The sequence below is a fragment of the Enterobacter sp. 200527-13 genome (assembly GCF_027924865.1).
Classification (GTDB): domain Bacteria; phylum Pseudomonadota; class Gammaproteobacteria; order Enterobacterales; family Enterobacteriaceae; genus Enterobacter; species Enterobacter ludwigii.
This window is the reverse complement of record NZ_BSCM01000001.1, coordinates 1,651,329-1,676,309: the sequence shown is the minus strand read 5'-3', so window position 1 is coordinate 1,676,309 and position 24,981 is coordinate 1,651,329. Positions and strand designations below refer to the sequence as shown.

The 24,981-nt window shown below is 52.5% G+C and carries 18 protein-coding genes and 3 pseudogenes; 8 read left to right on the top strand and 13 right to left on the bottom strand.

What is annotated here, in order from left to right; genetic code table 11:
* Nucleotides 1-27: 27 nt before the first annotated feature.
* The 6 genes from narI to QMG44_RS07985 all read right to left on the bottom strand — a co-directional run bounded on the left by narI (nt 28) and on the right by QMG44_RS07985 (nt 8,914).
* Complete coding sequence (narI, locus tag QMG44_RS08010) at nt 28-708, bottom strand: respiratory nitrate reductase subunit gamma (RefSeq protein WP_086532477.1); 681 nt, start codon at nt 706-708, stop codon at nt 28-30.
* Nucleotides 705-1,400, bottom strand: a complete 696-nt coding sequence (narW, locus tag QMG44_RS08005; protein ID WP_025204126.1) for a nitrate reductase molybdenum cofactor assembly chaperone — start codon at nt 1,398-1,400, stop codon at nt 705-707. The genes narI and narW overlap by 4 nt, the downstream gene beginning before the upstream one ends.
* Nucleotides 1,400-2,944 carry a nitrate reductase subunit beta gene (gene narH / locus QMG44_RS08000; protein ID WP_020884050.1) on the bottom strand — a complete coding sequence of 515 codons (1,545 nt, stop codon included), beginning with the start codon at nt 2,942-2,944 and terminating at the stop codon, nt 1,400-1,402. Before narH ends, narW begins: the two co-directional genes overlap by 1 nt.
* Nucleotides 2,941-6,681, bottom strand: a complete 3,741-nt coding sequence (locus QMG44_RS07995; protein WP_086532478.1) for a nitrate reductase subunit alpha — start codon at nt 6,679-6,681, stop codon at nt 2,941-2,943. Before QMG44_RS07995 ends, narH begins: the two co-directional genes overlap by 4 nt.
* Nucleotides 6,682-6,747: 66 nt before the next feature.
* A complete protein-coding gene (locus QMG44_RS07990) occupies nt 6,748-8,133 on the bottom strand; it encodes a NarK family nitrate/nitrite MFS transporter (RefSeq protein ID WP_025204128.1) in 1,386 nt (461 codons plus the stop codon).
* 205 nt (nt 8,134-8,338) lie between these two features.
* A complete protein-coding gene (locus QMG44_RS07985; RefSeq protein ID WP_020884053.1) occupies nt 8,339-8,914 on the bottom strand; it encodes a TetR family transcriptional regulator in 576 nt (191 codons plus the stop codon).
* 116 nt (nt 8,915-9,030) lie between these two features.
* Between QMG44_RS07985 and QMG44_RS07980 the strand changes: the two genes are divergently transcribed.
* Entirely contained in the window at nt 9,031-10,518 is a 1,488-nt protein-coding gene (locus QMG44_RS07980) for an MFS transporter (RefSeq protein WP_086532479.1), read from the top strand.
* Nucleotides 10,519-10,555: 37 nt separating this feature from the next.
* Here the strand turns inward: QMG44_RS07980 and QMG44_RS07975 are convergent, their stop codons facing one another.
* From QMG44_RS07975 to yddG, 3 genes are all read right to left on the bottom strand, one after another.
* Nucleotides 10,556-11,014: a GFA family protein gene (locus QMG44_RS07975; RefSeq protein ID WP_020884055.1), complete on the bottom strand. Its 459-nt coding sequence runs from the start codon at nt 11,012-11,014 to the stop codon at nt 10,556-10,558.
* A gap of 79 nt (nt 11,015-11,093) precedes the next feature.
* Nucleotides 11,094-12,167: a porin OmpD gene (gene ompD / locus QMG44_RS07970; protein WP_020884056.1), complete on the bottom strand. Its 1,074-nt coding sequence runs from the start codon at nt 12,165-12,167 to the stop codon at nt 11,094-11,096.
* 630 nt (nt 12,168-12,797) lie between these two features.
* Nucleotides 12,798-13,676, bottom strand: coding sequence for an aromatic amino acid DMT transporter YddG (gene yddG / locus QMG44_RS07965; protein ID WP_086532480.1), 879 nt, complete (start codon nt 13,674-13,676; stop codon nt 12,798-12,800).
* Nucleotides 13,677-13,897: 221 nt separating this feature from the next.
* Here yddG and fdnG point away from each other — a divergent pair, with 221 nt between their 5' ends.
* The 3 genes from fdnG to fdnI are packed head-to-tail and all read left to right on the top strand — an operon-like array spanning nt 13,898 to nt 18,487.
* Nucleotides 13,898-16,945 carry a formate dehydrogenase-N subunit alpha gene (gene fdnG / locus QMG44_RS07960; RefSeq protein ID WP_131701781.1) on the top strand — a complete coding sequence of 1,016 codons (3,048 nt, stop codon included), beginning with the start codon at nt 13,898-13,900 and terminating at the stop codon, nt 16,943-16,945.
* An 11-nt stretch (nt 16,946-16,956) separates the two neighbouring features.
* A complete protein-coding gene (fdxH, locus tag QMG44_RS07955) occupies nt 16,957-17,841 on the top strand; it encodes a formate dehydrogenase subunit beta (RefSeq protein WP_014170219.1) in 885 nt (294 codons plus the stop codon).
* On the top strand, nt 17,834-18,487 hold the full coding sequence (fdnI, locus tag QMG44_RS07950; protein ID WP_032678227.1) for a formate dehydrogenase-N subunit gamma: 654 nt from the start codon (nt 17,834-17,836) through the stop codon (nt 18,485-18,487). Before fdxH ends, fdnI begins: the two co-directional genes overlap by 8 nt.
* A gap of 43 nt (nt 18,488-18,530) precedes the next feature.
* Here the strand turns inward: fdnI and ppk2 are convergent, their stop codons facing one another.
* The 3 genes and pseudogenes from ppk2 to QMG44_RS07935 all read right to left on the bottom strand — a co-directional run bounded on the left by ppk2 (nt 18,531) and on the right by QMG44_RS07935 (nt 20,978).
* A complete protein-coding gene (gene ppk2, locus QMG44_RS07945) occupies nt 18,531-19,349 on the bottom strand; it encodes a polyphosphate kinase 2 (RefSeq protein WP_032678226.1) in 819 nt (272 codons plus the stop codon).
* 367 nt (nt 19,350-19,716) lie between these two features.
* Nucleotides 19,717-20,253: a hypothetical protein gene (locus QMG44_RS07940; RefSeq protein WP_020884062.1), complete on the bottom strand. Its 537-nt coding sequence runs from the start codon at nt 20,251-20,253 to the stop codon at nt 19,717-19,719.
* Nucleotides 20,254-20,278: 25 nt separating this feature from the next.
* Nucleotides 20,279-20,978, bottom strand: a pseudogene (locus QMG44_RS07935) (XRE family transcriptional regulator).
* 173 nt (nt 20,979-21,151) lie between these two features.
* Here QMG44_RS07935 and QMG44_RS07930 point away from each other — a divergent pair.
* The 4 genes and pseudogenes from QMG44_RS07930 (at nt 21,152) to QMG44_RS07915 (ending at nt 23,455) form a co-directional block, all read left to right on the top strand.
* Nucleotides 21,152-21,358 carry a YdaS family helix-turn-helix protein gene (locus tag QMG44_RS07930; RefSeq protein ID WP_086532930.1) on the top strand — a complete coding sequence of 69 codons (207 nt, stop codon included), beginning with the start codon at nt 21,152-21,154 and terminating at the stop codon, nt 21,356-21,358.
* A 77-nt stretch (nt 21,359-21,435) separates the two neighbouring features.
* Nucleotides 21,436-21,911: pseudogene (locus QMG44_RS07925) on the top strand (toxin YdaT family protein).
* A 173-nt stretch (nt 21,912-22,084) separates the two neighbouring features.
* Nucleotides 22,085-22,240: pseudogene (locus QMG44_RS07920) on the top strand (replication protein P); the annotation flags it as partial.
* Nucleotides 22,241-22,357: 117 nt separating this feature from the next.
* On the top strand, nt 22,358-23,455 hold the full coding sequence (locus tag QMG44_RS07915; RefSeq protein ID WP_020884066.1) for an acyltransferase: 1,098 nt from the start codon (nt 22,358-22,360) through the stop codon (nt 23,453-23,455).
* A gap of 412 nt (nt 23,456-23,867) precedes the next feature.
* On the opposite strand, the gene QMG44_RS07910 is transcribed toward QMG44_RS07915, so the two are convergent.
* The gene (locus tag QMG44_RS07910; protein WP_020884067.1) at nt 23,868-24,881 is read right to left on the bottom strand and encodes an acyltransferase; all 1,014 of its coding nucleotides are present in this window, start codon (nt 24,879-24,881) and stop codon (nt 23,868-23,870) included.
* Nucleotides 24,882-24,981: the final 100 nt, after the last annotated feature.

The following is a 24,981-nucleotide window of genomic DNA, read 5'->3' as shown; positions in this document are numbered from 1 at the left end:
CTCAGGCGTAGCGCCACCCGGTAACACTCAGCGGCGCGATCTCACCACCTGATACCTGCGTGTTAAATACTCCACCGGCGCGCTCCAGACGTGTACCAGTCGGGTGAAGGGGAAGATCAGGAAAATGGTCATGCCCAGCACCAGATGGACACGGTAGATAAACGCCACGCCCGCCAGATGTTCGGACGAGCCACCGCGGAAGGTCACTACCGACTGCGCCCAGTCCACCAGCTTGAGCATCTCGCTGCCGTCGGGATATTTCGCGGAGAACGGAATGGTGGTGAGCCCAAGAATACACTGCACCAGCAAAATGCAGAGGATCAGGATATCTGCCGTGGAGGAGGTCGCCCGGATACGCGGGTTCGTCAGCCGGCGAATCAATAATCCCGCACCGCCCACCAGCGTGAGCACGCCGCAAACGCCACCCAGAATCATCGCCATCAGCTGTTTCTGCGACATCGGCAGAAACCACGAATAAACCCAGTGCGGCGTCAGCATCCCGAAAAGATGTCCGAAGAAGATCCCCAGGATCCCGATATGGAACAGATTCGACCACAGCACCATGCCGCGCTTATCCAGCATCTGGCTGGAGGAGGCGCGCCAGGTATACTGCCCGTAGTCATAACGAAGCCAGCTTCCCACCAGAAAAACCGTGCCGCACAGGTAGGGGTAAATATCGTAGAAAAAGACGTTCAGAAACTGGATCATTTTGGGCCTCCCGCACTGACGTCGACATACTGCGGGGCAACGTCCTGGCTAAAGCGTCGTTGATATTGCTGCATCGGTGAGGTATCACACGATGTGGCGTTGTCCTCGATAAACTTGACCTGTTCCTCTTCCCAGACGGCGTCCAGCGCCTGGCGGGTATCATCCCGTTTCTCGGTGGAAACCTGTTTCGCCACGCTGTCGCTGGTCAGACGCGTGCCTGCGAGCGTCAGGAGCGCATCGAACAGCTGATAATGCGCCACGCCGCGCTGCTTCAGGCGACCGCCAATCAGCGCCAGGATCGGCGCAACGTTGTGTAGCCCTTCGCGGGCCTCGTCGTCGGTGACGAGGCTGAGATACTCCAGGTAGAGCGGCAGATAGTCCGGCAGCTCGCGACAGTCCAGCTGCAGGCCGGCTTTTTCGTACTGGCTCATCAGGTCGACCATCGCCTGGCCGCGATCGCGGGATTCAGCATGAACGTGCTCAAACAGCAGCAGCGAGGTCGCACGACCCCGCTCAAACACCTCGCACCATTCGGCCTGCTTATCCAGCAGCGCGGCATCCAGATGCTGGCGGGCAAAGGGCAGTAACGCAGGGAGATCCTGTTCTATCAGGGAAAGTGCTTCCTCGCGATTTTCCCATAATGTTTCATCGGGATACTCAATCAGCAGGGCGATGATTTTGAGGATCTGCATCACTCTCCCTCCCCGTGGTCGCGCACTTCGGTGATGTTGATGGCATCAATGCGGCTGCTGTTAAAGAGGTTGAATTTGGTGTCGGAACCGTGGCACCCGTCGCCAAAGGAGAAGCCGCAGCCGTTGCGTTCCGGGAAGGCGTCGCGCGCCATTTCGCGGTGGCTGGTGGGGATCACGAAACGATCTTCGTAGTTGGCAATCGCCAGATAGCGGTACATCTCTTCGACCTGCTCGACGCTAAGGCCCACTTCTTCGATGGCGCGGGTATCGGTCACGCCTTCAACGGTCTGAGAGCGTTTGTAATGACGCATGGCCATCATGCGTTTGAGGGCGCGCAGCACCGGAGCAGGATCGCCCGCGCTGAGCATGTTGGCCAGATACTGCACCGGTATGCGCAGGCTTTCGACCGCCGGTAACACGCCGTCGTTGAGCGGCAGGCCGCCCGCGTCTGCGTAAGACTGGATCGGTGACAGCGGCGGAACGTACCAGACCATCGGCAGGGTGCGGTATTCCGGATGCAGCGGCAGGGCCAGCTTCCAGTCCATCGCCATTTTGTAAACCGGGGAACGCTGGGCGGCGTCAATCACGTTCTGCGGAATACCTTGCTTGAAGGCTTCTTCAATGACCGCCGGGTCGTGCGGATCAAGGAACACGTCACACTGGCGTTCATAGAGGTCGGTTTCATGTTCGGTGCTGGCCGCTTCTTCAATGCGATCCGCGTCATACAGCAGCACGCCCAGATAGCGAATACGCCCGACGCAGGTCTCAGAACAGACGGTTGGCTGGCCGGACTCAATGCGCGGGTAGCAGAAGATGCATTTCTCCGACTTTCCGCTTTTCCAGTTGAAGTAGATTTTCTTGTACGGGCAACCGCTGATGCACATGCGCCAGCCGCGGCATTTGTCCTGGTCAATCAGCACAATGCCGTCTTCTTCACGCTTGTAGATGGCACCGCTCGGGCAGGTGGCCACGCAGCTCGGGTTCAGGCAGTGTTCACACAGGCGCGGCAGGTACATCATGAAGGTGTTTTCAAACTGGCCGTACATCTCCTTCTGGATCTTGTCGAAGTTGCGGTCGCGGGCGCGTTTTTCGAACTCGCCGCCAAGCAGTTCTTCCCAGTTCGGGCCGCCAACAATTTTGTCCATCCGTTTGCCGCTAATCAGCGAGCGCGGGCGGGCCGTCGGGAGGTGATCGCCTTGTGGAGCACGGTGCAGATCCTGGTAATCAAACGTGAAGGGTTCGTAGTAATCATCAATGCCGGGCAGGGACGGGTTGGCAAAGATTTTCGACAGCACGCCCACGCGCCCGCCGAGACGCGGCGTCAGCTTGCCGGTGATCCCGCGTACCCAACCGCCTTGCCACTCCTCCTGATCTTCCCAGTTTTTCGGGTAGCCAATCCCCGGTTTGGTTTCGACGTTGTTGAACCACGCATATTCCATACCTTCACGCCCGGTCCAGACGTTTTTACAGGTGACCGAACAGGTGTGACAGCCAATGCATTTGTCGAGATTCAGCACCATTCCAACCTGTGAGCGTATTTTCATTTTTTCGCCTCCTGTACCTGATCCCGACCTTCGCCATCCAGCCAGTTAATGTTTTTCATTTTGCGGATCATGATGAACTCGTCGCGGTTAGAGCCGACGGTGCCGTAATAGTTGAAGCTGTACGCCAGCTGGGCGTAGCCGCCAATCATGTGTGTCGGTTTGGGACAGACGCGCGTCACCGAGTTATGGATCCCGCCGCGACGACCGGTGACTTCTGAACCCGGAATATTCAGGATACGTTCCTGCGCGTGGTACATCATGGTCATGCCCGGCGGGACGCGCTGGCTCACCACTGCCCGGGCGGTCAGGGCCCCGTTGGCGTTGAAGGCTTCGATCCAGTCGTTGTCTTCAATGCCTAACTCTCTGGCATCGGTTTCGCTGATCCAGACGATAGGCCCCCCGCGTGACAGCGTCTGCATCAGCAGGTTTTCACTGTAGGTCGAGTGAATGCCCCATTTCTGGTGTGGCGTCAGGAAGTTCAGCGCCTTCTCCGGGAAGCCGTTCGGCGGGATTTCGCGCATATGGCTAACGCTTCGGGTATCAATCGGTGGGCGATAGGCCACCAGACTCTCCCCGAACGCGCGCATCCACGGATGGTCCTGATACAGCTGCTGACGACCGGAAAGGGTGCGCCAGGGAATAAGCTCGTGAACGTTGGTATAACCGGCGTTATAGGAGACATGCTCACTCTCAAGGCCCGACCAGGTGGGGCTGGAGATAATTTTCCGCGGCTGGGCCTGAATATCGCGGAAGCGGATTTTCTCATCTTCTTTGTTCAGCGCCAGATGGGTGTGATCGCGACCGGTCAGTTCGCCCAGCGCTTGCCAGGCTCGCACTGCCACCTGGCCATTCGTTTCAGGGGCGAGGGCGAGAATCACTTCAGAGGCGTCAATCGCCGTTTCAATACGCGGGCGTCCTTTTGCCGGGCCATCGAGCTTGACGTAGTTCAGCTTGCCAAGGAAATCGACCTCGCTCTGGGTATTCCATGAAATGCCTTTTCCGCCGTTGCCGAGTTTGTCCATCAGCGGGCCGAGTGATGTAAAGCGCTCGTAGGTTTCCGGATAATGCCGTTCGACCACCGCAATCGTCGGCGCCGTTTTACCCGGAATGAGATCGCATTCGCCTTTGCGCCAGTCCTGAATATCAAACGGCTGTGACAGTTCCCCCGGGGAGTCGTGCTGCAGCGGCTGCAGTACCACATCCGTTTCGGTGCCAAGATGACCGACGCACACCTCTGAGAAAACGTTGGCAATACCTTTGTAAATCTCCCAGTCGCTGCGGGATTCCCAGGCCGGGTCGACGGCAGCTGAAAGCGGATGAATAAACGGATGCATATCCGACGTATTCATGTCGTCTTTTTCATACCATGTCGCGGTGGGCAGCACGATATCGGAGAACAGGCAGGTGCTGGACATGCGGAAATCGAGCGTCACCAGCAGGTCAAGCTTGCCCTCGATGGCCTGAGTTTGCCACTCGACCTCTTCGGGCTTAACGTCATCCGTCGACCCTAAATCCTCGCCCTGGATGCCGCTTTCGGTACCGAGCAGGTATTTGAGCATGTACTCGTGACCTTTCCCCGAAGAGCCGAGCAGGTTAGACCGCCAGACAAACAGATTGCGCGGGTGGTTTTTACCGTTGTCAGGCTGTTCGCAGGCGAAACGTATATCGCCCGATTTTAATGCCTGCACGGTGTACTCCTGCGGGGTCATGCCGGCGGCGTCGGCCCGGGCTTTAATGTGCAACGGATTGAGGTTTAGCTGCGGTGCCGAGGGCAGCCAGCCCATACGCTCTGCCCGGACGTTAAAATCGATCAGGTGACCGGTGAATTTTGTCGCGTCCGCCAGCGGAGAGAGTAACTCCTGCGCGGTCAGTTTTTCATAACGCCACTGACAGGCGTGGTTGTAGAAGTACGACGTACTGTTCATCTGGCGCGGGGGACGGTTCCAGTCCAGCGCAAACGCCAGCGGCAGCCAGCCGGTTTGCGGACGCAACTTCTCCTGACCCACATAGTGTGACCAGCCGCCGCCGCTTTGACCCACGCAGCCGCAGAACACCAGCATGTTGATCATCCCACGGTAGTTCATGTCCATGTGGTACCAGTGGTTCACCCCGGCACCGAGGATAATCATCGACCGGCCGTGCGTTTTGTGCGCCGTGTCGGCAAACTCACGGGCAATTTTCTCTATCAGGTAAGCCGGGACGCCGGTGATCTGTTCGCCCCAGGCGGGAGTGTAAGCTTTGATCTGGTCATAGCTGCCCGCCGCGTTGCTGTCTTCCAGACCACGATCGAGGCCGTAGTTAGCGAGAATCAGATCGTAGACGCTGACCACCCGTTTCTGGCTGCCATCGGCCAGCGTCAGCGTTTTACTCGGTACACGGCGCGTCAGGACCGGCTCCTGCTTGACGCTACGGAAGTGTGGATTTTCATTGCCGCCAAAATAGGGGAATGCCACCTCTGCCACGCTGTCGTGGGTAATCAGCAGCGAGAGGGTGAGCTCAGTTTCATGATCTGCCGCCAGCGGCGCCAGGTTCCATTTGCCTTTTTCGCCCCAGCGGAAACCAATGGACCCGTTCGGCACCACCAGATCGCCGGCGATATCAAAGGCGACGGTTTTCCACTCAGCATTATTGGCTTCTCCCAGCCCGTCCGTGAGATCAGAGGCCCGAAGCATCCGCCCCGGCACCACGCGGCCATCGGCCTGTTCATCCAGCAGCACCAGCATCGGCATGTCGGTGTAGCGGCGACAGTAGTTGAGGAAGTACTCGCTGGGGTTGTCGAGATGGAACTCTTTGAGGATCACATGGCCCATTGCCATCGCCAGCGCGCTGTCGGTGCCTTGCTTGGGTGCCAGCCACTGATCGCTCAGTTTGGCGACCTCGGAGAAGTCCGGGGTGATGGCCACGGTTTTGGTGCCTTTGTAGCGGACCTCGGTAAAGAAGTGGGCATCTGGCGTACGCGTCTGCGGAACGTTAGACCCCCAGGCAATGATATAGCTGGAGTTATACCAGTCTGCGGATTCCGGCACGTCGGTCTGCTCGCCCCACGTCATGGGCGAGGCGGGCGGCAAATCACAATACCAGTCATAAAAGCTGAGACAGGTGCCGCCCAGCAGAGAGAGATAACGCGTCCCGGCGGCATACGAGACCATCGACATCGCCGGAATCGGTGAAAAACCGGCCACGCGATCGGGGCCGTAATGTTTAATGGTCCAGACGTTGGCGGCAGCAATCAGCTGGTTCAGCTCTTTCCAACTGGAGCGGATAAATCCGCCGTGTCCGCGTGCCTGCTTGTAGCTCCGGCTCTTTTGCGGATCGTTCTGAATGGCATCCCAGGCCAGCACCGGATCGCTGTGTTGCGCCAGCACGTCACGCCACAGTTCGATCAGCGTGCGGCGCACCAGCGGGTATTTCAGCCGGTTGGCGCTGTATAGGTACCAGGAATAACTTGCACCGCGCGGGCAGCCGCGCGGCTCGTGGTTAGGCAGGTCGGGGCGGGTACGCGGGTAGTCGGTCTGCTGGGTTTCCCAGGTAACCAGGCCGTTTTTGACGTAGATTTTCCAGCTACAGGAGCCCGTGCAGTTCACGCCATGGGTGGACCGCACAATCTTGTCGAACTGCCATCGCTGTCGGTAGCTGTCCTCCCAGTCACGGTTGGTGTTGTACACCTGCCCGTGTCCATTGGCGAAGCTGTCGCCTTTTTGTTTGAAATAGCGAAAGCGATCCAACAGTTTACTCATGACATTTCTCCTGCTTCGATAGCCTTTTCGGAGAGGGCTGCCCACTCTCAGGCGAATGTGTAATTGTTATTGTTGTGAAGATTTGCGGCCATAAACCAGCCAGGTCACCAGGACGCAGACGATGTAAAACACGAGAAAAACTTTCATGGCACCCACAGGCGAGCCGGTCATGGCCAGCGACGTGCCGAAGGCTTTCGGAATGAAGAACCCGCCGACGGCACCGATGGCGGATATGAAGCCCAGCGCTGCCGCGGTTTCGGTCACTGCTTCATGCTGCGCCTGCTCGTCACTTCCCCCTTGTTGCTTCACGCGGGTGAGGGTGATTTGGCGGAAAATGATGGCAATCATCTGAAACGTTGATCCGCTGCCCAGTCCGGCGGTGAGGAACAGGCCCATAAAGACCAGATAGAAGGCGAGAAAACTGCCCGACCCGGAACCGGGAAGCGTCAGGAAAAGCAGGGCGCTGAAAAGCGCCATAAAGACGAAGTTAATCAGGGTGACGCGTACGCCGCCAAGTTTGTCTGAGATCATCCCGCCCGCAGAACGGGCCAGCGCGCCAATCAGTGGGCCAAAGAAAGCCAGATGGAGGATATTGACGTCAGGAAACTGGGTTTTCGACAGCATGGCGAAGCCTGCTGAAAAACCGATAAACGAACCGAAGGTTGCCAGGTAGAGGAGGCTCAGGAGCCACAGGTGAAAACGTTTTAACACCGGTAGCTGGCTGGCAATCGTGGCCTTAGAGCTCGCGATGTCATTCATGCCGAAAAACGCCGCAATCGTGGCCAGCAGGAGAAGGGGCGCCCAAATCCACGCGGCATTGGCCAGCCACATCGTTGAGCCGTCATCCTGCGGCACGCCGTTTACGCCGAGAAAGGTGAACATGGGCAGGAAGATCACCAGCGGCGCGACCAGCTGCATTACGCTCACGCCCAGATTCCCCAGCCCGCCGTTAATCCCCAGGGCGCTACCCTGTTTCGTTTTCGGGAAGAAGAAGCTGATATTGCCCATGCTGGAGGCGAAGTTAGCGCCGGCAAAACCACACAGCAGCGCAATGACGATAAAGATCCAGTAGGGAGTGGCAGTGTCCTGAATCGCGATCCCTAACCAGACGCAGGGAACAATCAGGATCACCGTGCTTAACACCGTCCAGTAGCGTCCACCAAAGAGAGGAACCATAAACGAATAGGGGACGCGCAATATCGCACCGGACAGGGAGGGTAAGGCTGTTAGCATAAAAAGCTGGTCGGTGGAAAAATTAAATCCAACTTTATTCAGATTGACCGCAATGGCACTAAATAACATCCATACGCAAAACGCTAATAACAGGCAAGCCACAGAAATTAAAAGATTTCTTCGGGCAATATGTTTTCCTTTATTTTCCCAGAATTGCGCGTTTTCGGGTTTCCAGTTGCTCAGCAGATAAGGATTATTCTTCTCACTTTGTTGTGACATGTCGCCCTCTTGCTTAACCATAAAAAGAAAAATGGAGTAAAAACAGGTGGATGTCTGACAGTGTGTTTCTGGAATTATTGGATGGTTTGGGATACATCTGAAAGGATAGATAAAAAAGCGAATCCCTGAGCCGGGAGGGGAAATAAGGGTTCGCTTAATGTGTTACGAATTGTAAGTGAGGGCTGTTAATACTCATAAGTGAGTATTAACACAATTCCAGAGAGATTAATTTATCAAGATGGTTATTAAAGGCAGCGTCGTCCATCTCTGGGATATCTAATATATAAATGCCGTCCAGGCCACACACCAGACCAATTAAACGCCAGGCAATATTTTCTGGCCGATCGCCCGGGGTAAAATCTCCCGCGTCAGTGCCTGCTTTGATAAGGGCGACGGTCTCCTGGTGCCACATCTCCATGGTCAGTACATATGCGCCCCTGATGTCCGTATCCCGGCTTGCCAGGATCTGCGCCTCACGCCACAGGCGAATATAGGGCTCAAACCGGCCATCATCGCTGCCGAGCATGGCATGCAGCTGCTGTCGCCAGCTGGCCTGCTTGCCGACCACATCCGCATCCAGCAGTTCACGGATTAACCGGACAAAAGCCAGCGATTTTAGCTCCCCGCCAGAGGTGAAATGGTGGTGGACCTGTCCGGTGGCGACGCCGGCTTCGGCGGCAATTCGCCGTACCGTCATTGCGGAAAGTCCGTCAGAGAGCGCCACGCGCATAGCGGCCTGTAAAATCTCTTCCCGCCTTTCATCCTTGCTCAGATATCGCATTTTCACTCACTCTTAATGGGACTGAAACAAGTGTAACAAAAAGCTGGACACTCGTTCAACTTTACGTAGGATCGCAAGCTGGACATGTGTCCATGATTTAAAAGAAAAGGAAATTTATGTTTCGTCAGTGGTTAGCGTTAGTCATTATCGTGCTGGTGTATATCCCGGTGGCGATCGACGCGACGGTACTGCACGTAGCGGCGCCGACGTTGAGTATGACGCTGGGTGCCAGCGGTAACGAATTATTGTGGATCATCGATATATACTCGCTGGTGATGGCGGGGATGGTGCTGCCGATGGGCGCGCTGGGTGACCGCATTGGTTTTAAACGGTTGTTGATAATTGGCAGTACGCTGTTTGGCTTGTCATCGCTGGCAGCCGCGTTTGCGCCTTCAGCAGGATGGCTGATTGCTGCTCGCGCCTCGCTGGCGATTGGAGCGGCGATGATCATCCCGGCCACGCTTGCGGGGATCCGCACGTTGTTCGTTAATGCGCGCGATCGCAACATCGCGCTTGGGGTTTGGGCCGCCGTCGGTTCAGGCGGTGCGGCGTTTGGTCCGTTGATTGGCGGTATGTTGCTGGAGCATTTTTACTGGGGATCGGTCTTTTTGATCAACGTGCCGATCGTGGTCATCGTTGTTTCCCTTGCCGCGCGTCTGGTGCCTCGTCAACAGGGACGCCCGGAACAGCCGCTGAATATTGCCCATGCAGTCATGCTGATTGTGGCGATATTGCTGCTGGTCTACAGCGCGAAAACCGCGCTCAAAGGGGTGCTTTCTCCGTGGCTGGTGGCAATGACGCTGCTCACCGGAGCGGTGATGCTGATGATCTTTGTGCGGATCCAGCTTCACGCCCGCGTGCCGATGATCGACATGCGCCTGTTCTGTCATCGCATTATTTTAAGCGGTGTCGTGATGGCGATGACCGCCATGATCGCGCTCGTGGGGTTTGAGCTGTTGATGGCCCAGGAGCTGCAGTTTGTGCATGGCTTTACGCCGTTTGAAGCGGGGATGTTTATGCTGCCGCTGATGGTCGCCAGCGGGTTTAGCGGGCCGATTGCCGGTGTGCTGGTCGGTCGTCTGGGGCTGCGCCTGGTGGCAGCAGGCGGAATGGGGTTGAGTGCCGTCAGCTTTATCGGTCTGTCGATGCTCGACTTCAGCACGCAGCACTGGCAGGCATGGAGTCTGATGGTGCTGCTGGGCTTCAGTGCCGCCAGTGCGCTGCTGGCCTCAACCTCGGCAATTATGGCGGCTGCGCCAAAAGAGAAAGCGGCTGCCGCAGGGGCGATTGAAACCATGTCCTATGAGCTGGGCGCAGGGTTGGGCATTGCCATTTTTGGTCTGCTGTTAACCCGCAGCTTCTCGGCGTCAATTGTCCTGCCGCAGGGACTGAGCGCGACGCTGGCCGATAAGGCCTCGTCATCGATTGGCGAAGCGGTAAACGTGGCACAGAGCCTGACTCCAGGGCTGGCGGAGTCGTTAATTGCGGCGGCAAAAACGGCCTTTATCACGTCACACAGCGTGGCGTTAGGCAGTGCTGGCGCAATGTTACTGGTGCTGGCGGTCGGGATTTGGTTTAGCCTGGCAAACGTACCGAAACAGTAAAATCAGGCCCGGTGGTGCAATGCTTACCGGGCAACCCTCAGTGTGCGTCATGGGGAGTCAGCAGGCAGCGCTTGTCGTGTGCTTCAATTTCGGTGCCGCTAAAGCGCGCGTATTGCCCGGTCAGGCCAAAGAATGCGGGTTGCGTTTCTGTATAGATTTCAGCGGCAAGTATCAGACGGCGACGTTCGTCTTCGCTCATCTCAAGCTGTGTCCAGGGAATGAAATAGCGCGTCGTTGAGCGTGCGGTCAGCGTGAACCACAGCGGGCAACCGCATCCGGGACAAAACCAGCGTTCGCCGCGCGCAGATGACGTGAAATGAGAAGGGGCTATCGACTCTTCTTCCACAAGCGGTTGCCCCTGCGCTTCCAGATACATGGCCATTCCCCCCGACCATTTCTGGCACTGGGTACAGTGGCAGGCATAGACGTCGAAATTGTTGAGGGAAACGCTGAATTGGCTCATCCCACACAGGCAGCGTCCTTTGAAAATATGCATGGCGTGCTCCTTTATTACGCCAGTCAAACCGAATAAAAAAAGCCAGCCACGAAGGCTGGCTTTTTTATACTAACAAATCTTAGAACTGGTAGGTCAGACCAACAGCAACGATGTTGTCGGTAGAAACACCAGCTGCTTTAGTGAAGCTGCTGTCGTCAACCAGGTTGATTTTGTAATCAACGTAGGTAGACATGTTTTTGTTGAAGTAGTAGCTCGCGCCAACGTCAACGTATTCAACCAGATCCTGGTCGCCGTAAGTACCAATGTCTTTACCTTTGGATTTCAGGTAAGCAATGGATGGACGCAGACCGAAGTCGAACTGGTACTGAGCAACCACTTCGAAGTTCTGCGCTTTGTTAGCGATGAAACCGCTACCGAAGTTGGTCATGTTACGGGTTTCAGAGTAGGTGGTTGCCAGGTAGATGTTGTTGGCATCGTACTTCAGACCCGCAGCCCATACTTCCGCGTTTTCGCCGCCTGCATTCAGATTGCTTGCAGCAGCAACCTGACGGTCAGTACGGTCAGATTTCGCGTAGGTAGCACCTACACCGAAGCCTTCGAATTCATAAGTAGAAGACAGACCCCAGCCGTCACCGTTCGCTTCGGTGATGTCGTTACGGTCGTTTTTACCCTGGTACTGAGCAGCCACGTTCAGGCCGTCAACCAGACCGAAGAAGTCGGTGTTACGGTAAGTTGCAACGCCAGTCGTACGGCCAGTCATAAAGCCATCAGTCTGAGTCCAGGTATCACCACCGAATTCTGGCAGAACGTCAGTCCATGCGCCGATGTCGTAAGCAACACCGTAGTTACGACCGTAGTCGAAAGAACCGAATTCGTTGAATTTCAGGCCCGCGAATGCCAGACGGGTTTTGTTGCCGTCAGAACCCTGAGATTCAGAGCGGTTGCCTTTGAACTCGTATTCCCACTGGCCGTAACCGGTCATCTGGTCGTTGATCTGAGTTTCACCTTTGAAGCCCAGACGAACATAGGTTTTGTCGCCGTCGTTGCCAGCGTCATCAGAGAAATAGTGCAGACCTGTTACTTTGCCGTACAGATCCAGTTTGTTACCGTCTTTGTTAAAAACTTCAGCCGCGTTTACAACGCCTGCTGCCAACATGGAAGTCACTGCCACTGCAACTAATTTAAGTTTCATCTTAAATATTCCTTATAATTTTCTTCAGTATTTCCTGAGCCACTTTGAACGATTTCTAAACGAGGCTAATCATCAATGGCATGCTATTTTTAAGAATCTTGTAGTAGGGTTTCAATAATAAGTTTCAAAATATTAGCAATAATTTCAATTAGTGTGATCCGGATCGGATAAATTGCGGCTGTAACGAATGAGATGATGGGGATTTGTGCATTTTTTGATGAATTATTCAACAAAACCATTGGCCGCAATATAGTTTTCGGCCGTTTTAGTTTCTTTTGTTAATTGTCGGTATTTTCGATCTTTTTACGCGTCTGATATAAATCTCATTTGTTTAAAATCAGTGGGTTAACTATTTCATTGTGCGGGGTAATCGTTGTTGGACATGAAACACACAGAAACACACTATTGCACTTTGTGCTATATACATTGTTAATATTCGCAAGGGGTTAATAACGTAACGGTGTCAAGTTATGTCAATAAAAGACGACGGAGATTTACGAAAGGGCGGTAATATAAACAGAATCTAAACGGCTTTTCTAACGCGCCGATCATTATTTTGACGCGCGATCACATATTAAATTTATGTTAATTCCCGCCGGGCGATTATGGACCCGGCAGAAGATAGCGATATTATTTTCGCGTGGCGTACCAGCACAACAATGACCCGGCACAAACCATTAATGCGCCTTGCCAGAAAGAAAACGAGAGGGGGGAATTCAGCAATACGGCAGCGAGTGCTGCTGAGAGTACAGGCGTGAAATAGGATACCGCTGCGAGGACCGTGACGTTGCCATGAAGAATACCGATATTCCATGCCGCATAGCCAAACCCCAGTGCGACGCTGCACATGATGAGCTTTACGACCACCGGGAGAGTAAACACCATTTGCGGCTGTTCGCTGAACGCATATTTCACCCACAGACTGAGCGCGGTGAGCAGCACGAAAAGCGTTATCCCGTTTTGCCCGTTGGCAAACTTACTGGTGACGGTGCAGTATGCCGCCCAGATAAAAGCCCCGGCGAACGCCAGCGCGTAGCTGAGCGGGCTTGAGATGACATTACGCATGATGTCATCAAGATGTAGCCCTTGTTCTCCGCCTAATACCCAACAGACGCCCAACAATGAGACGGCTAAGCCCGGGATCACCCACAGGGTGGACCGTTGGCCGTTAAATAAAATGGCAAACACAATCGTCAGACTTGGCCAGAGATAATTGACCATTCCCACTTCGATAGCCTGGGAGCGCGTTGCGGCATAGCCTAATGACAGGGCGAGGCAAATTTCATAGCTGACAAACAGCACGCTGCCGGCAACAAGATACCGGGGTGAAAACCGTCTGATATCAGGAAATCCTACCGTCACCAGGCACAGTAATCCGCTGAGGGTGTATATCATAGCTGCGCCTCCCACCGGTCCCAGCCCCTCACTGACGCTACGAATGAGGCCAACCATGGTGCTCCACAACAGTATCGCCGCCAGTCCCGTGAGCGTTGCTCTCTTTCTGTCCATAACCCTGCCATCGCTATAAAAATCAAAGGAAAAATTTATAGCATTAATCCTCCTGCCATCGCGAATTATTCTCTTAAGCCTTTAATCAAAAAGAGGTATTTAAATTCCGTGGGGGTGACTATTAAGGGGGTGAAGACAAGTGACCTTGATTTGACGCAAAAAAATCAGGGGCTTTACTGCTAGTTTGCGGCGCGAAGTCTTATATGAAAACGAGGACAACAATGGACGTCAGCCGCAGACAATTTTTTAAAATCTGCGCGGGCGGTATGGCCGGAACAACAGCCGCAATGCTGGGATTTGCACCCAAAATGGCGCTGGCTCAGGCACGCAACTATAAACTGCTGCGCGCTAAAGAGATCCGTAACACCTGCACATACTGTTCCGTAGGTTGTGGGCTTTTAATGTATAGCCTGGGCGATGGCGCGAAGAACGCCAAAGAAGCGATTTATCATATTGAAGGGGATCCGGATCATCCGGTGAGCCGTGGCGCACTTTGTCCGAAAGGGGCGGGTCTGCTGGATTATGTCCACAGCGAAAACCGTCTGCGCTATCCGGAATACCGTGCGCCAGGATCTGACAAATGGCAGCGTATCTCCTGGGATGAGGCGTTTTCCCGAATCGCAAAACTGATGAAAGCTGACCGCGACGCCAACTTTATCGAAAAGAACGCGCAGGGCGTTACGGTGAACCGCTGGCTGTCGACCGGCATGCTGTGCGCATCCGCGGCAAGTAATGAAACCGGCATGCTGACGCAAAAATTTGTGCGCTCCCTTGGCATGCTGGCGGTAGATAACCAGGCGCGCGTCTGACACGGACCAACGGTAGCAAGTCTTGCTCCAACATTTGGTCGCGGTGCGATGACCAACCACTGGGTTGATATTAAAAACGCCAACGTCGTGATGGTGATGGGCGGTAATGCCGCTGAAGCCCATCCGGTGGGTTTCCGCTGGGCGATGGAAGCGAAAAATAATAACGATGCGACGCTGATCGTTGTCGATCCGCGCTTTACGCGTACGGCATCGGTGGCGGATATCTATGCGCCTATTCGCTCCGGTACGGACATTACGTTCCTCTCGGGCGTTCTGCTGTACCTGATTGAAAACAACAAAATTAACGCTGAATACGTTAAGCATTACACCAATGCCAGCCTCCTGGTACGGGATGATTTTGCCTTTGAAGAGGGTTTATTCAGCGGTTATGACGCGGAAAAACGGCAGTACGATAAATCGTCCTGGAACTACCAGTTCGATGAAAACGGCTACGCCAGACGCGATGAGACCCTGAGCCATCCGCGCTGCGTATGGAATTTGCTGAAACAGCATGTTTCCCGCTATACGCCGGACGTCGTGGAGAATATCTGCGGTACGCCAAAAGCAGATTTCCTCAAGGTGTGTGATGTACTGGCCTCTACCAGCGCCGCCGACAGAACCACGACGTTCCTGTATGCGCTCGGCTGGACGCAGCATACCGTCGGTGCGCAAAACATCCGCACCATGGCAATGATTCAGCTGTTGCTCGGAAACATGGGGATGGCCGGCGGCGGCGTGAACGCCCTGCGCGGACACTCCAACATTCAGGGCTTGACCGATCTGGGCCTGCTGTCGACCAGCCTGTCAGGCTATCTGACGTTGCCGTCTGAAAAGCAGACTGATTTGCACAGCTATCTGGCGGCCAACACGCCAAAAGCGACGCGTGCCGATCAGGTGAACTACTGGAGTAACTATCCGAAGTTCTTCGTCAGCCTGATGAAGTCGTTCTATGGCGATGCCGCGCAGAAGGAAAACGACTGGGGCTTCGAGTGGTTGCCGAAATGGGACCAGGCCTACGACGTCATTAAGTATTTCAACATGATGGATAAGGGCAACGTTACGGGCTACATCTGCCAGGGCTTTAACCCGGTGGCGTCTTTCCCGGACAAAAACAAGGTCGTTCGCAGCCTGAGCAAACTGAAATACATGGTGGTTATCGATCCGCTGGTGACCGAGACCTCCAACTTCTGGCAGAACCACGGCGAGATGAACGACGTCGATCCTGCATCGATTCAGACCGAAGTGTTCCGCCTGCCGTCCACCTGTTTTGCAGAAGAAGACGGGTCGATTGCCAACTCCGGCCGCTGGCTGCAGTGGCACTGGAAAGGCCAGGATGCACCGGGTGAAGCGCGTAACGACGGCGAAATCCTGGCCGGGATTTACCATCGTCTGCGTGAAATGTATCGCACCGAAGGGGGGAAAGGCGCTGAACCGCTGCTGAGGATGAGCTGGAATTACAAACAGCCGGACCATCCTGAATCCGAAGAGGTCGCCAAAGAGAATAACGGCGTTGCGCTGGCGGATCTGTATGACGCGAACGGCACGCTGCTGGCGAAGAAAGGCCAGTTGCTCAACAGCTTCGCGCTGCTGCGGGATGATGGCACGACCGCGTCGTCATGCTGGATCTACACCGGCTCCTGGACGGAACAGGGTAACCAGATGGCGAACCGCGATAACGCTGACCCGTCAGGGCTGGGCAATACGCTGGGCTGGGCATGGGCATGGCCACTGAACCGTCGCGTGCTGTACAACCGTGCTTCTGCGGATATCAACGGCAAACCGTGGGATCCGAAACGGATGCTGATCGAATGGAACGGCAGCAAATGGACGGGTAACGATATTCCGGACTTCAGCACCGCCGCACCGGGGACTGAGACCGGGCCGTTTATCATGCAGCCGGAAGGGCTGGGACGCCTGTTTGCCCTCGATAAGCTGGCGGAGGGTCCGTTCCCGGAACACTACGAGCCAATGGAAACGCCGCTCGGTACCAACCCGCTGCACCCGAACGTCATATCCAGTCCGGTGGTGCGTATCTATGAAGAGGACGTCCTGCGTTTAGGCAAGAAGGACAGGTTCCCGTATGTCGGGACAACCTACCGCCTGACCGAGCATTTCCATACCTGGACCAAGCATGCACGGCTTAACGCCATTGCCCAGCCAGAACAGTTTGTGGAGATCAGCGAAACGCTGGCGAAAGCGAAGGGTATTGCCAACGGTGACCGCGTGAAGGTGAGCAGCAAGCGCGGCTTTATTCGCGCGGTTGCGGTGGTTACGCGCCGTCTGCAGGCGCTGAACGTGCATGGTCAGCAGGTGGAAACCGTCGGTATTCCGCTGCACTGGGGCTTTGAAGGGGTGGCGCAAAAAGGCTACCTCGCCAATACCCTGACGCCAAACGTCGGCGATTCCAACTCGCAAACGCCGGAGTACAAAGCGTTTCTGGTCAACATCGAGAAAGCGTAAGGAGCGAATACATGGCAATGGAAACACAGGACATTATTAAACGCTCCGCGACCAACTCTATCACCCCCGCGCCTCGTGCGCGGGATGATAAGGCAGAAGTCGCCAAGCTTATCGATGTCACTTCCTGCGTGGGATGTAAAGCCTGCCAGGTGGCCTGCTCGGAGTGGAACGATATCCGCGATGAAGTGGGACACTGCGTCGGGGTTTACGATAATCCGGCGGACCTGAGTGCCAAATCCTGGACGGTGATGCGTTTTAGCGAAACCGATCAGAACGGCAAGCTGGAGTGGCTGATCCGTAAAGACGGTTGTATGCACTGCGAAGATCCGGGATGCCTGAAGGCCTGTCCGTCAGCCGGGGCCATCGTCCAGTACGCCAACGGGATTGTCGATTTCCAGCAGGATAACTGCATCGGTTGCGGCTACTGCATTGCGGGCTGTCCGTTTAATATTCCGCGCCTCAGTAAAGAGGATAACCGGGTCTACAAATGCACCCTGTGTGTCGATCGCGTGAGCGTCGGGCAGGAGCCTGCCTGCGTGAAAACCTGTCCGACCGGGGCTATCCACTTCGGGACAAAAAGAGAGATGCTGGAGGTAGCCCAGCAGCGCGTGGACAAACTGAAAGCGCGCGGTTACGCCAGTGCGGGCATTTATAACCCGCAGGGGGTGGGGGGAACGCACGTGATGTATGTTCTGCACCATAACGACCAGCCGGAGTTGTACCACAATCTGCCGAAAGATCCTGCGATCGATACCTCGATCAACCTGTGGAAAGGGGCGCTCAAACCGCTCTCTGCGGCGGGCTTTATCGCTACTTTCGCCGGGTTGATTTATCACTACATCGGTATCGGACCCAACAAAGAGGTGGATGACGATGAGGAGGAACCTCATGAGTAAGTCATGGATTGTGCGCACGAAGTTTGTCGACCGCGCCTGTCACTGGACGGTAGTGATCTGCTTCTTTCTGGTGGCAGTCTCGGGGATCTCCTTCTTCTTCCCGACGCTGCAGTGGCTGACGGAAACCTTCGGGACGCCACAGATGGGGCGTATCTTGCATCCGTTCTTCGGCGTGCTGATTTTCGTGGTGCTGATGTTTATGTTTGCGCGCTTCGTACATCACAATATTCCGGATAAGCATGACATTCCATGGCTGAAGGGGATTATTGAGGTTCTGAAGGGCAATGAGCATAAGGTTGCGAAGGTCGGGAAATACAACGCCGGGCAGAAGATGATGTTCTGGACCATCATGAGCATGATTTTTGTTCTGCTGGTCACCGGCGTCATTATCTGGCGGCCGTACTTTGCGCACTACTTCCCCATTCAGGTGATTCGCTACGCGCTGCTCATTCACGCGACGTCAGCCATTATTCTGATCCACGCCATCCTGATCCACATGTATATGGCCTTCTGGGTCAAAGGGTCGATTAAAGGTATGATTGAAGGGAAGGTGAGCCGCCGCTGGGCGCAGAAACACCACCCGCGCTGGTACCGTGACGTTGAGCGGCTGGAAGCGAAACAGGACAGTACGAAAGGGATGCAGTAAGTCCCGCGTTCGCGGGTCAGCGAATGACCCGCGAACGCTTCAGTCAAAAACGCTCTTCAACATACCGGAACGGGTATTGGGTCGGCTTCACTTTACCAATCTTACGCTTCGGCAAACTCACCGCTTCGATGTGAATGGCTTTGTACGGGATTTGCGCCAGCAGGTGCGAAATAATGTTCAGGCGCACGCGTTTTTTATCTTCCGAACGGGCGACAAACCACGGTGCCCAGGCGGTGTCGGTGGCAGCAAACATCGCATCTCGCGCCACGGTATATTCATCCCACAAATTGAAAGACTTAATGTCCATTGGAGATAATTTCCAGGTCTTTCGCCCGTCGTTAATACGATCGCGCAGACGACGCTCCTGTTCTTTCGGCGTGACCTCCAGCCAGTATTTGAGCAGGATGATCCCGGCATCCACCATTGCTTTTTCCATCACCGGCGTGCCATCAAGAAACTTATCGACCTGCTCCGGTGTGCAGAATCCCATCACCCGTTCAACGCCCGCGCGGTTGTACCAGCTGCGGTCAAAAATGACGATTTCGCCGGCGGCTGGCAGGTGGGGGACATAACGCTGGAAATAGAGCTGGGTCTTCTCTTTTTCCGTCGGGGCGGGGAGCGCAACAACCCGGAAGACGCGTGGGCTAACGCGTTCAGTGATGGCTTTAATGGTTCCGCCTTTACCGGCACCGTCGCGCCCTTCAAAGACAATGCAGACCTTTAAACCCTTTGCGACGACCCACTGCTGGAGCTTAACCAGTTCAACGTGGAGGCGACGAAGCTCTTTTTCATACTCTTTCGTTTTTAACGGCTCATGCTTTATGACATCAACTGCGACACTGGTTTTCTTCTTGCTTCCCATGATTGTCATCCTCAGGTTGTCCGGCGCGGGAAAAAGCGGGGCCGCACTATGAAGTGTAATCCACCTGATATTATTGGTAATGTTTTTAGGTAATTAATTTCACAACACTTTTTTAAGCAGATACTTAGCTTTGGGGCATCCTGGGGGCATAGCAGTCGGCATCCGGGAATTGAGCATATCCGCCTGATCGATATTCATATCCCCGATCATTTGTTTGCAAAAGTACTTGAGCACCCCTATACATTTCGCGGAGAAGGTCAAGTTCATATGCTTCTTTGATTTTTTTTTGATAGATGTTGGCTTTAAAACACGTGGGAAAGAGGGGGCGGGGTAGCGGCAATAAAAAACCCGCCGAAGCGGGTAGATGTTATTCTGATTCCGGGTTTATGAACGGGTTTGAGTATCCATTCAAATCGAATGTGAACTGACGAACACCCGATTGATAAAAATCTGCCTCGATAATAAGCTTTTTATGTTTCGCTATGTCATCAAGAAATTCTTTTGGTTTTTCTAAGTAAATAATATCGGTACTGCCATTATTTGGCTTAAGGGTTTTGTACTTTTGTATTTTCTCGTTATCAAATTTTACAGTGATATGGCAGCCATCACTTAGAGGGCAATTGAATTGACCTTTAGTTATAATCAGGATTGCTTTATCAAGCTCAATATTGTCAGGGTTTTCACCCTCTTTAAGTTCGACTCTTGGAGAGCGCAAAACCATAGCTAACCATGATCCGCCTTGATATGGCGGCATTAAATCAACAGGGCGTTGTGATTCAGTCTGTATTATCTTTTCTGTTGTACCGCGCATCTCATCTTTTGCATAGGTTAGCACCCATCTGGCAGACATTGCCTGTGAAGAAATCAATGCTGTGCTTAAAAGCGCAAACTTCAACCATTTCATAATATCAATCTTTCCGTAATAATATTTAAGCAGATCTTTTATAGTCGACCGACTGTCTAAGCAGCACTTTAGCCATTACGTAAAACGTATCTTCGTCTTCAGGTTCAACGTACCACTTTTCATAAATCGGGTTATCTGATATTACAGCCAGACGGTCGCGTTGCATCTGCAGGCGTTTCACTTGCAGTGTTTTCCCGAAGACAAAGACATACACTCCATCACCATCAAAATGAGTTACGCTGGTATCAACGAAGATTTGATCGCCAGGCGAAATGGTTCCGCCCATACTGTCACCATTAACTGTAATGACTTTGACGTGTGCAGCTGGTCGGTTTCCGAACAAAGCGCGCGCCTGCTCAGTTGTGTATTCAATAACCCGGATAGTTTCAATGAAATGACTGGTGACAATGCTTCCTGGCCCAGCGCTACCTATAACGTCGAGTATATCCACGCGGTAAACCCCAGTCAAACACGGCTTAATCTGGTATAGCGCTGTCGTTTCTCTTGCGCCATCGGAAGACATTTCCCCTTGGCCAGTAGACAGCACTCCGGACGCACACCCAGAACAGAGGCGATCTCAACGGTTTTACGCGAACCGTTTGCGTCATTAAGTAGCTTATTAACGCTTTAACGCTGGATTGAGCCATGCCTACATCTTTGGCTAAGCGGCCCTGTGTATAACCGGCATGTTTCATTGCCTGCGCCAGGCGCTCTGAGAATCCCATATTCACCTCTGTAAATAACTCCTTTAACTCTATCGCTCAAGCGATTATTTAGCAAAAAAAATCGTCTATACGATTTAAATTCGCTAAGGTGATGATCGTAATTGCTTTAAGTTGATAGCTGAGGTGATTATGGAGCCTCAACAGTAGAGAAAAACTCCGCAGTAGAGAAAGCGATTGCCATCGCTGGCAGCCAGAAAGAACTGGCTAAACGTTGCGGTAAAGCCCAGTGCACGATCTGCGACTGGCTTAACGGAAAGAAACGCATCTCCCCGATCTACATTTCAGAGCTGGTAAACGCAGTAGGAGGTGATATCCAGGCATACGAATTTCGCCCGGATCTGCCATTCATCTTTCCACATCCTGACAACCATGCAGCTTAACGGCAGCGATAACCACGAAAGGGAAAGCAATGCATTTACTTGCGTATTAACAAGGTAACAAATTTTCGCCAACGGCGATGATTTGCCAGAATCGCTGGGAGCCTGATTCCACGGCGTTAAACATCAATGGGATCCGCGCAGCTGTTCGCCGCAGCCGTGAGTTTGTCGCTGCGCAGATAGTTTAAGAGTGGCGAGCAACCGGTGGTACCGGGCTTGATATCCCGACTGACTCGCATCGTCAGATGCAGAAAGTGTTTCGCTGGATTGATGGCGATACCGAGTACGCCGCCAACAACATTCGCCAGCTGGCTCCGGCAATCATGTCCGTCCTACCGCTGGAGTATCGCACGCGCCTGGTGCCTAAGAACGACACGGTGTCTCTGATCTCTTCAGCAATGAAAGAGTGTGCCCAGGCCAAGCAATGCTGCTGGACGCTCCAGAGCACCAGATGCTGAAAGAGGTAAGCGAGGGTATAGCGTCGCTGTTCTGCCTCATGCCGGAGCAGGTAGGGCCGTTGATAACGATGGTCACGTCGATGCAGGGGCTTATGTGAGAACTACAGAAATAGCGAAAGCCGGCCTGCACGAACAGAACCGACTTTCAGACGAAAATCGTTTGGATTCTGTGCAGGAGTATGTATGCATCTCGAAAGGTTAGCTAAGCAAGCTGATGTGTTGAAGACAATGGATATTCCAGGGCATTTCAGGATGTAGGGTTGGGTATACATCCTCTCTGAACGAATTCCGCTGTCAGTTGCTGCTGACGTTTCAGGAGAACGGGATCCACTCAATGGCTCAGGTCGATGCCGGTATGCGCATTTCCTGCCGCCAGGAACGACCATCCCTGCCATCGCCGGGTCAGATCGTCGCCTGGTGCAACCAGCGGTAAGGGGCTGGATCGTGAAATTGCTGAGTGAATTATCCTGAAAAACCACAAGTTTAAAATTTACTGTCACACCGTAATTTGCTACTTTTCGCGCATAAAACCTGAGGGGAAGACATGCGTATCCAATCAATAGACTACTTACGTGGCGCTATGTCACTTAGTATTGTTTTTTATCATTTTTTTTATCAGTTCACTGATTGGGGGGTGACAGATTCTGGCACTCTGTTGGGACGCTTGGGAATTTACGCCGTGTCTGCATTTTATATCATTAGCGGCATGGCTCTTTATCTCGCGCATCATCGCGACAAATGGTGTGCTGGTCAGTATCTGAAGTTTCTCGTCAGACGATTTTTTAGGTTGGCCCCAACCTATTGGGTTGCGCTTATCTTCGCTACCGCATTCGGTGTGCTCTTTGTAAACGGCTTCTTTATAGATGTCTGGAAGTACGCACAAAATGTACTTTTGATCTTTGGAATCACGAACCCAACGGAATACATAATCATGGGGGGATGGTCTATAGGAAACGAAGTCGTATTTTACCTGCTGTTTCCGGTGTTTATTCTTGCTACAAAATGGGTGTCGTCACTTGTACTTATGGGGGGGCTATTAATAGTAACTCTCATCCATAGCGCCTTCTTTTTCCTGGATTCTCATCAAACCCTCGCCAGACAGTGGGCAGACTATATCAATCCGCTGAACCAAATTTACTTTTTTATCGCAGGAGTGATACTGGCTAAACTCCTGCTCCCCTATGTGGGTAAACGAAAAGGGCTGTTGTTTTTGGCAGTTATGGGGTTAGCAGTTGTCTTTACGCTTTATCCTGTAACAGGTAACCAGATAAATATTGTCACGGGTATTAACAAGCTGGTGTTTGTTTTACTTACGGTACTGTTGTGCGCCGTTGTTTTTTTGATCGGCGATCTGCTGTCGGTGAGATATGTTCATGCTGTGCTGAAGTTTTTAGGCGATGTGTCCTACCCCTTGTATCTTCTGCATGGCGTATCTTTTGCGTATTTCCAAAAATTTATTTTTTATAGGGGAATGTCAGATTCAACACTTTTCGCCTACGCTTCTGTCCTCCTGATGATACTGCTAATTCTGTCGTGGTTTTGTCATGTCTGTGTAGAAAAACCAGCAATACGGGTTAGCCAGTATATGAAAATTAACGGGAGTGCCGATGGCTTGATACAAGGGAACAGAAGACGGTCATGAGGCGACAACAAGTTTACAACTGCGATATTCTGATACGCGAAGTCCACTGGATGTAATTTTTTTACACAGGTTGAAACGCCGCTGCGATGCCATTGATCTCACGGAAATGGGCTCATTTCTCGCGCGCCGCCATGCTTCAGGGGTGAGCAGGTCACTGAAGACGTAACTCTTTCGAGCAGGCTGATACAGTTTCAGGAAACAAGCGATGGAGCAGTGGTTAACCCGACCTATTACTACACCTTCACATTTGATGGTCTTATAGTAAGGTGCTAAGAAAAATACGTTTGAAAGGTTCAACCAACGTAACCCCAGCAGCTGGCAGCGTGATGATGTTTTCTTATACGTCTGAGGGGGCTTTGGCGAGAAGTGTCCCGAAATTTCTAATTAAGAAAGCGCCCCATTGGGGCGCCTATTAAAACATTCTTTTCACAAATGGAATTTTTGAACCGAAGTAAGAAAATATGCAGGATGTGAAAAACACTATAAGTGTAGTTATAAGTATGTAGTATTCCGTTGGGTTAACATCTCCACCTATATGGAATTCTTTCGCTAAAGGCAATATGAACAAGGTGTGTATGCAGTAAACCCCTAAAGCAAAAGAAGAAAACATATTGGCAATCTTAACTATAATGGCATTATTCAATTCAATGGAAATAAAGAAATAAAATAATGCTATCGCACCTATAACTACAAAAGGTGATAGGTAACTATAGAACGTCCCGTTAGGCTTGCCAGAGCTATAACTAAATTGTTTTGTTAGGTATATGGTAAGCAAGCTTAATAGTATGTATAAAAACAGTGCTGCAACAGCCGCGAAATTATCCCTTTCAGGTTGATTATCTTTTATCCACGCACCAATGAAAAAGAAGCCTATATATCCATATATAGTTGTTAGCTGAAATAATCCTGTACTAACAGTCATTCCAAAGGTTGAGTTAACTATAGGAATTACAGAAGATGCCACAAACCAAATGCAAATAAAAATCAACCTTTCTTTCGCGCTACTATTGTTATATATTTTTGATATGAAAGGAGTGAATAAATAAAGCCCGAACATGGCATATAGAAACCAAAGATGTGCAGACGCTGGGCGGTTAAATAACTCTGTTGCGTTGTAAAGCGGAATCCCTACATACAGATAATTATATAAATAGAAAACACCACTCCAGAAAACAAGAGGAGGGATTATTTTTGTAAATCTCTTCTTGTAGAAGGCTGTAGCGGATTCCTCTCTTGTGATAAGGAAATAACCAGAGATCATGAAGAAGATTGGGACGCAAACACGTGAGAATGAATTATAAAAATTAGAAACGTCCCATTCTTCTTTACCGAGTTTTGGGAAGTTAACAGCGGATACATGGATGAGCATCACCATAAAGCTTGCAACTATCTTTAGTAAATTAATGTTTGGACTATTTTTATCCATTTTTTGAGTCGCTCATCATCAAATAAGTAAAATTTCAATGTTTTCGTGTACATAGAGTTTAACACCTGACATCAACTAGATCGACCCTCACATTTAGCGA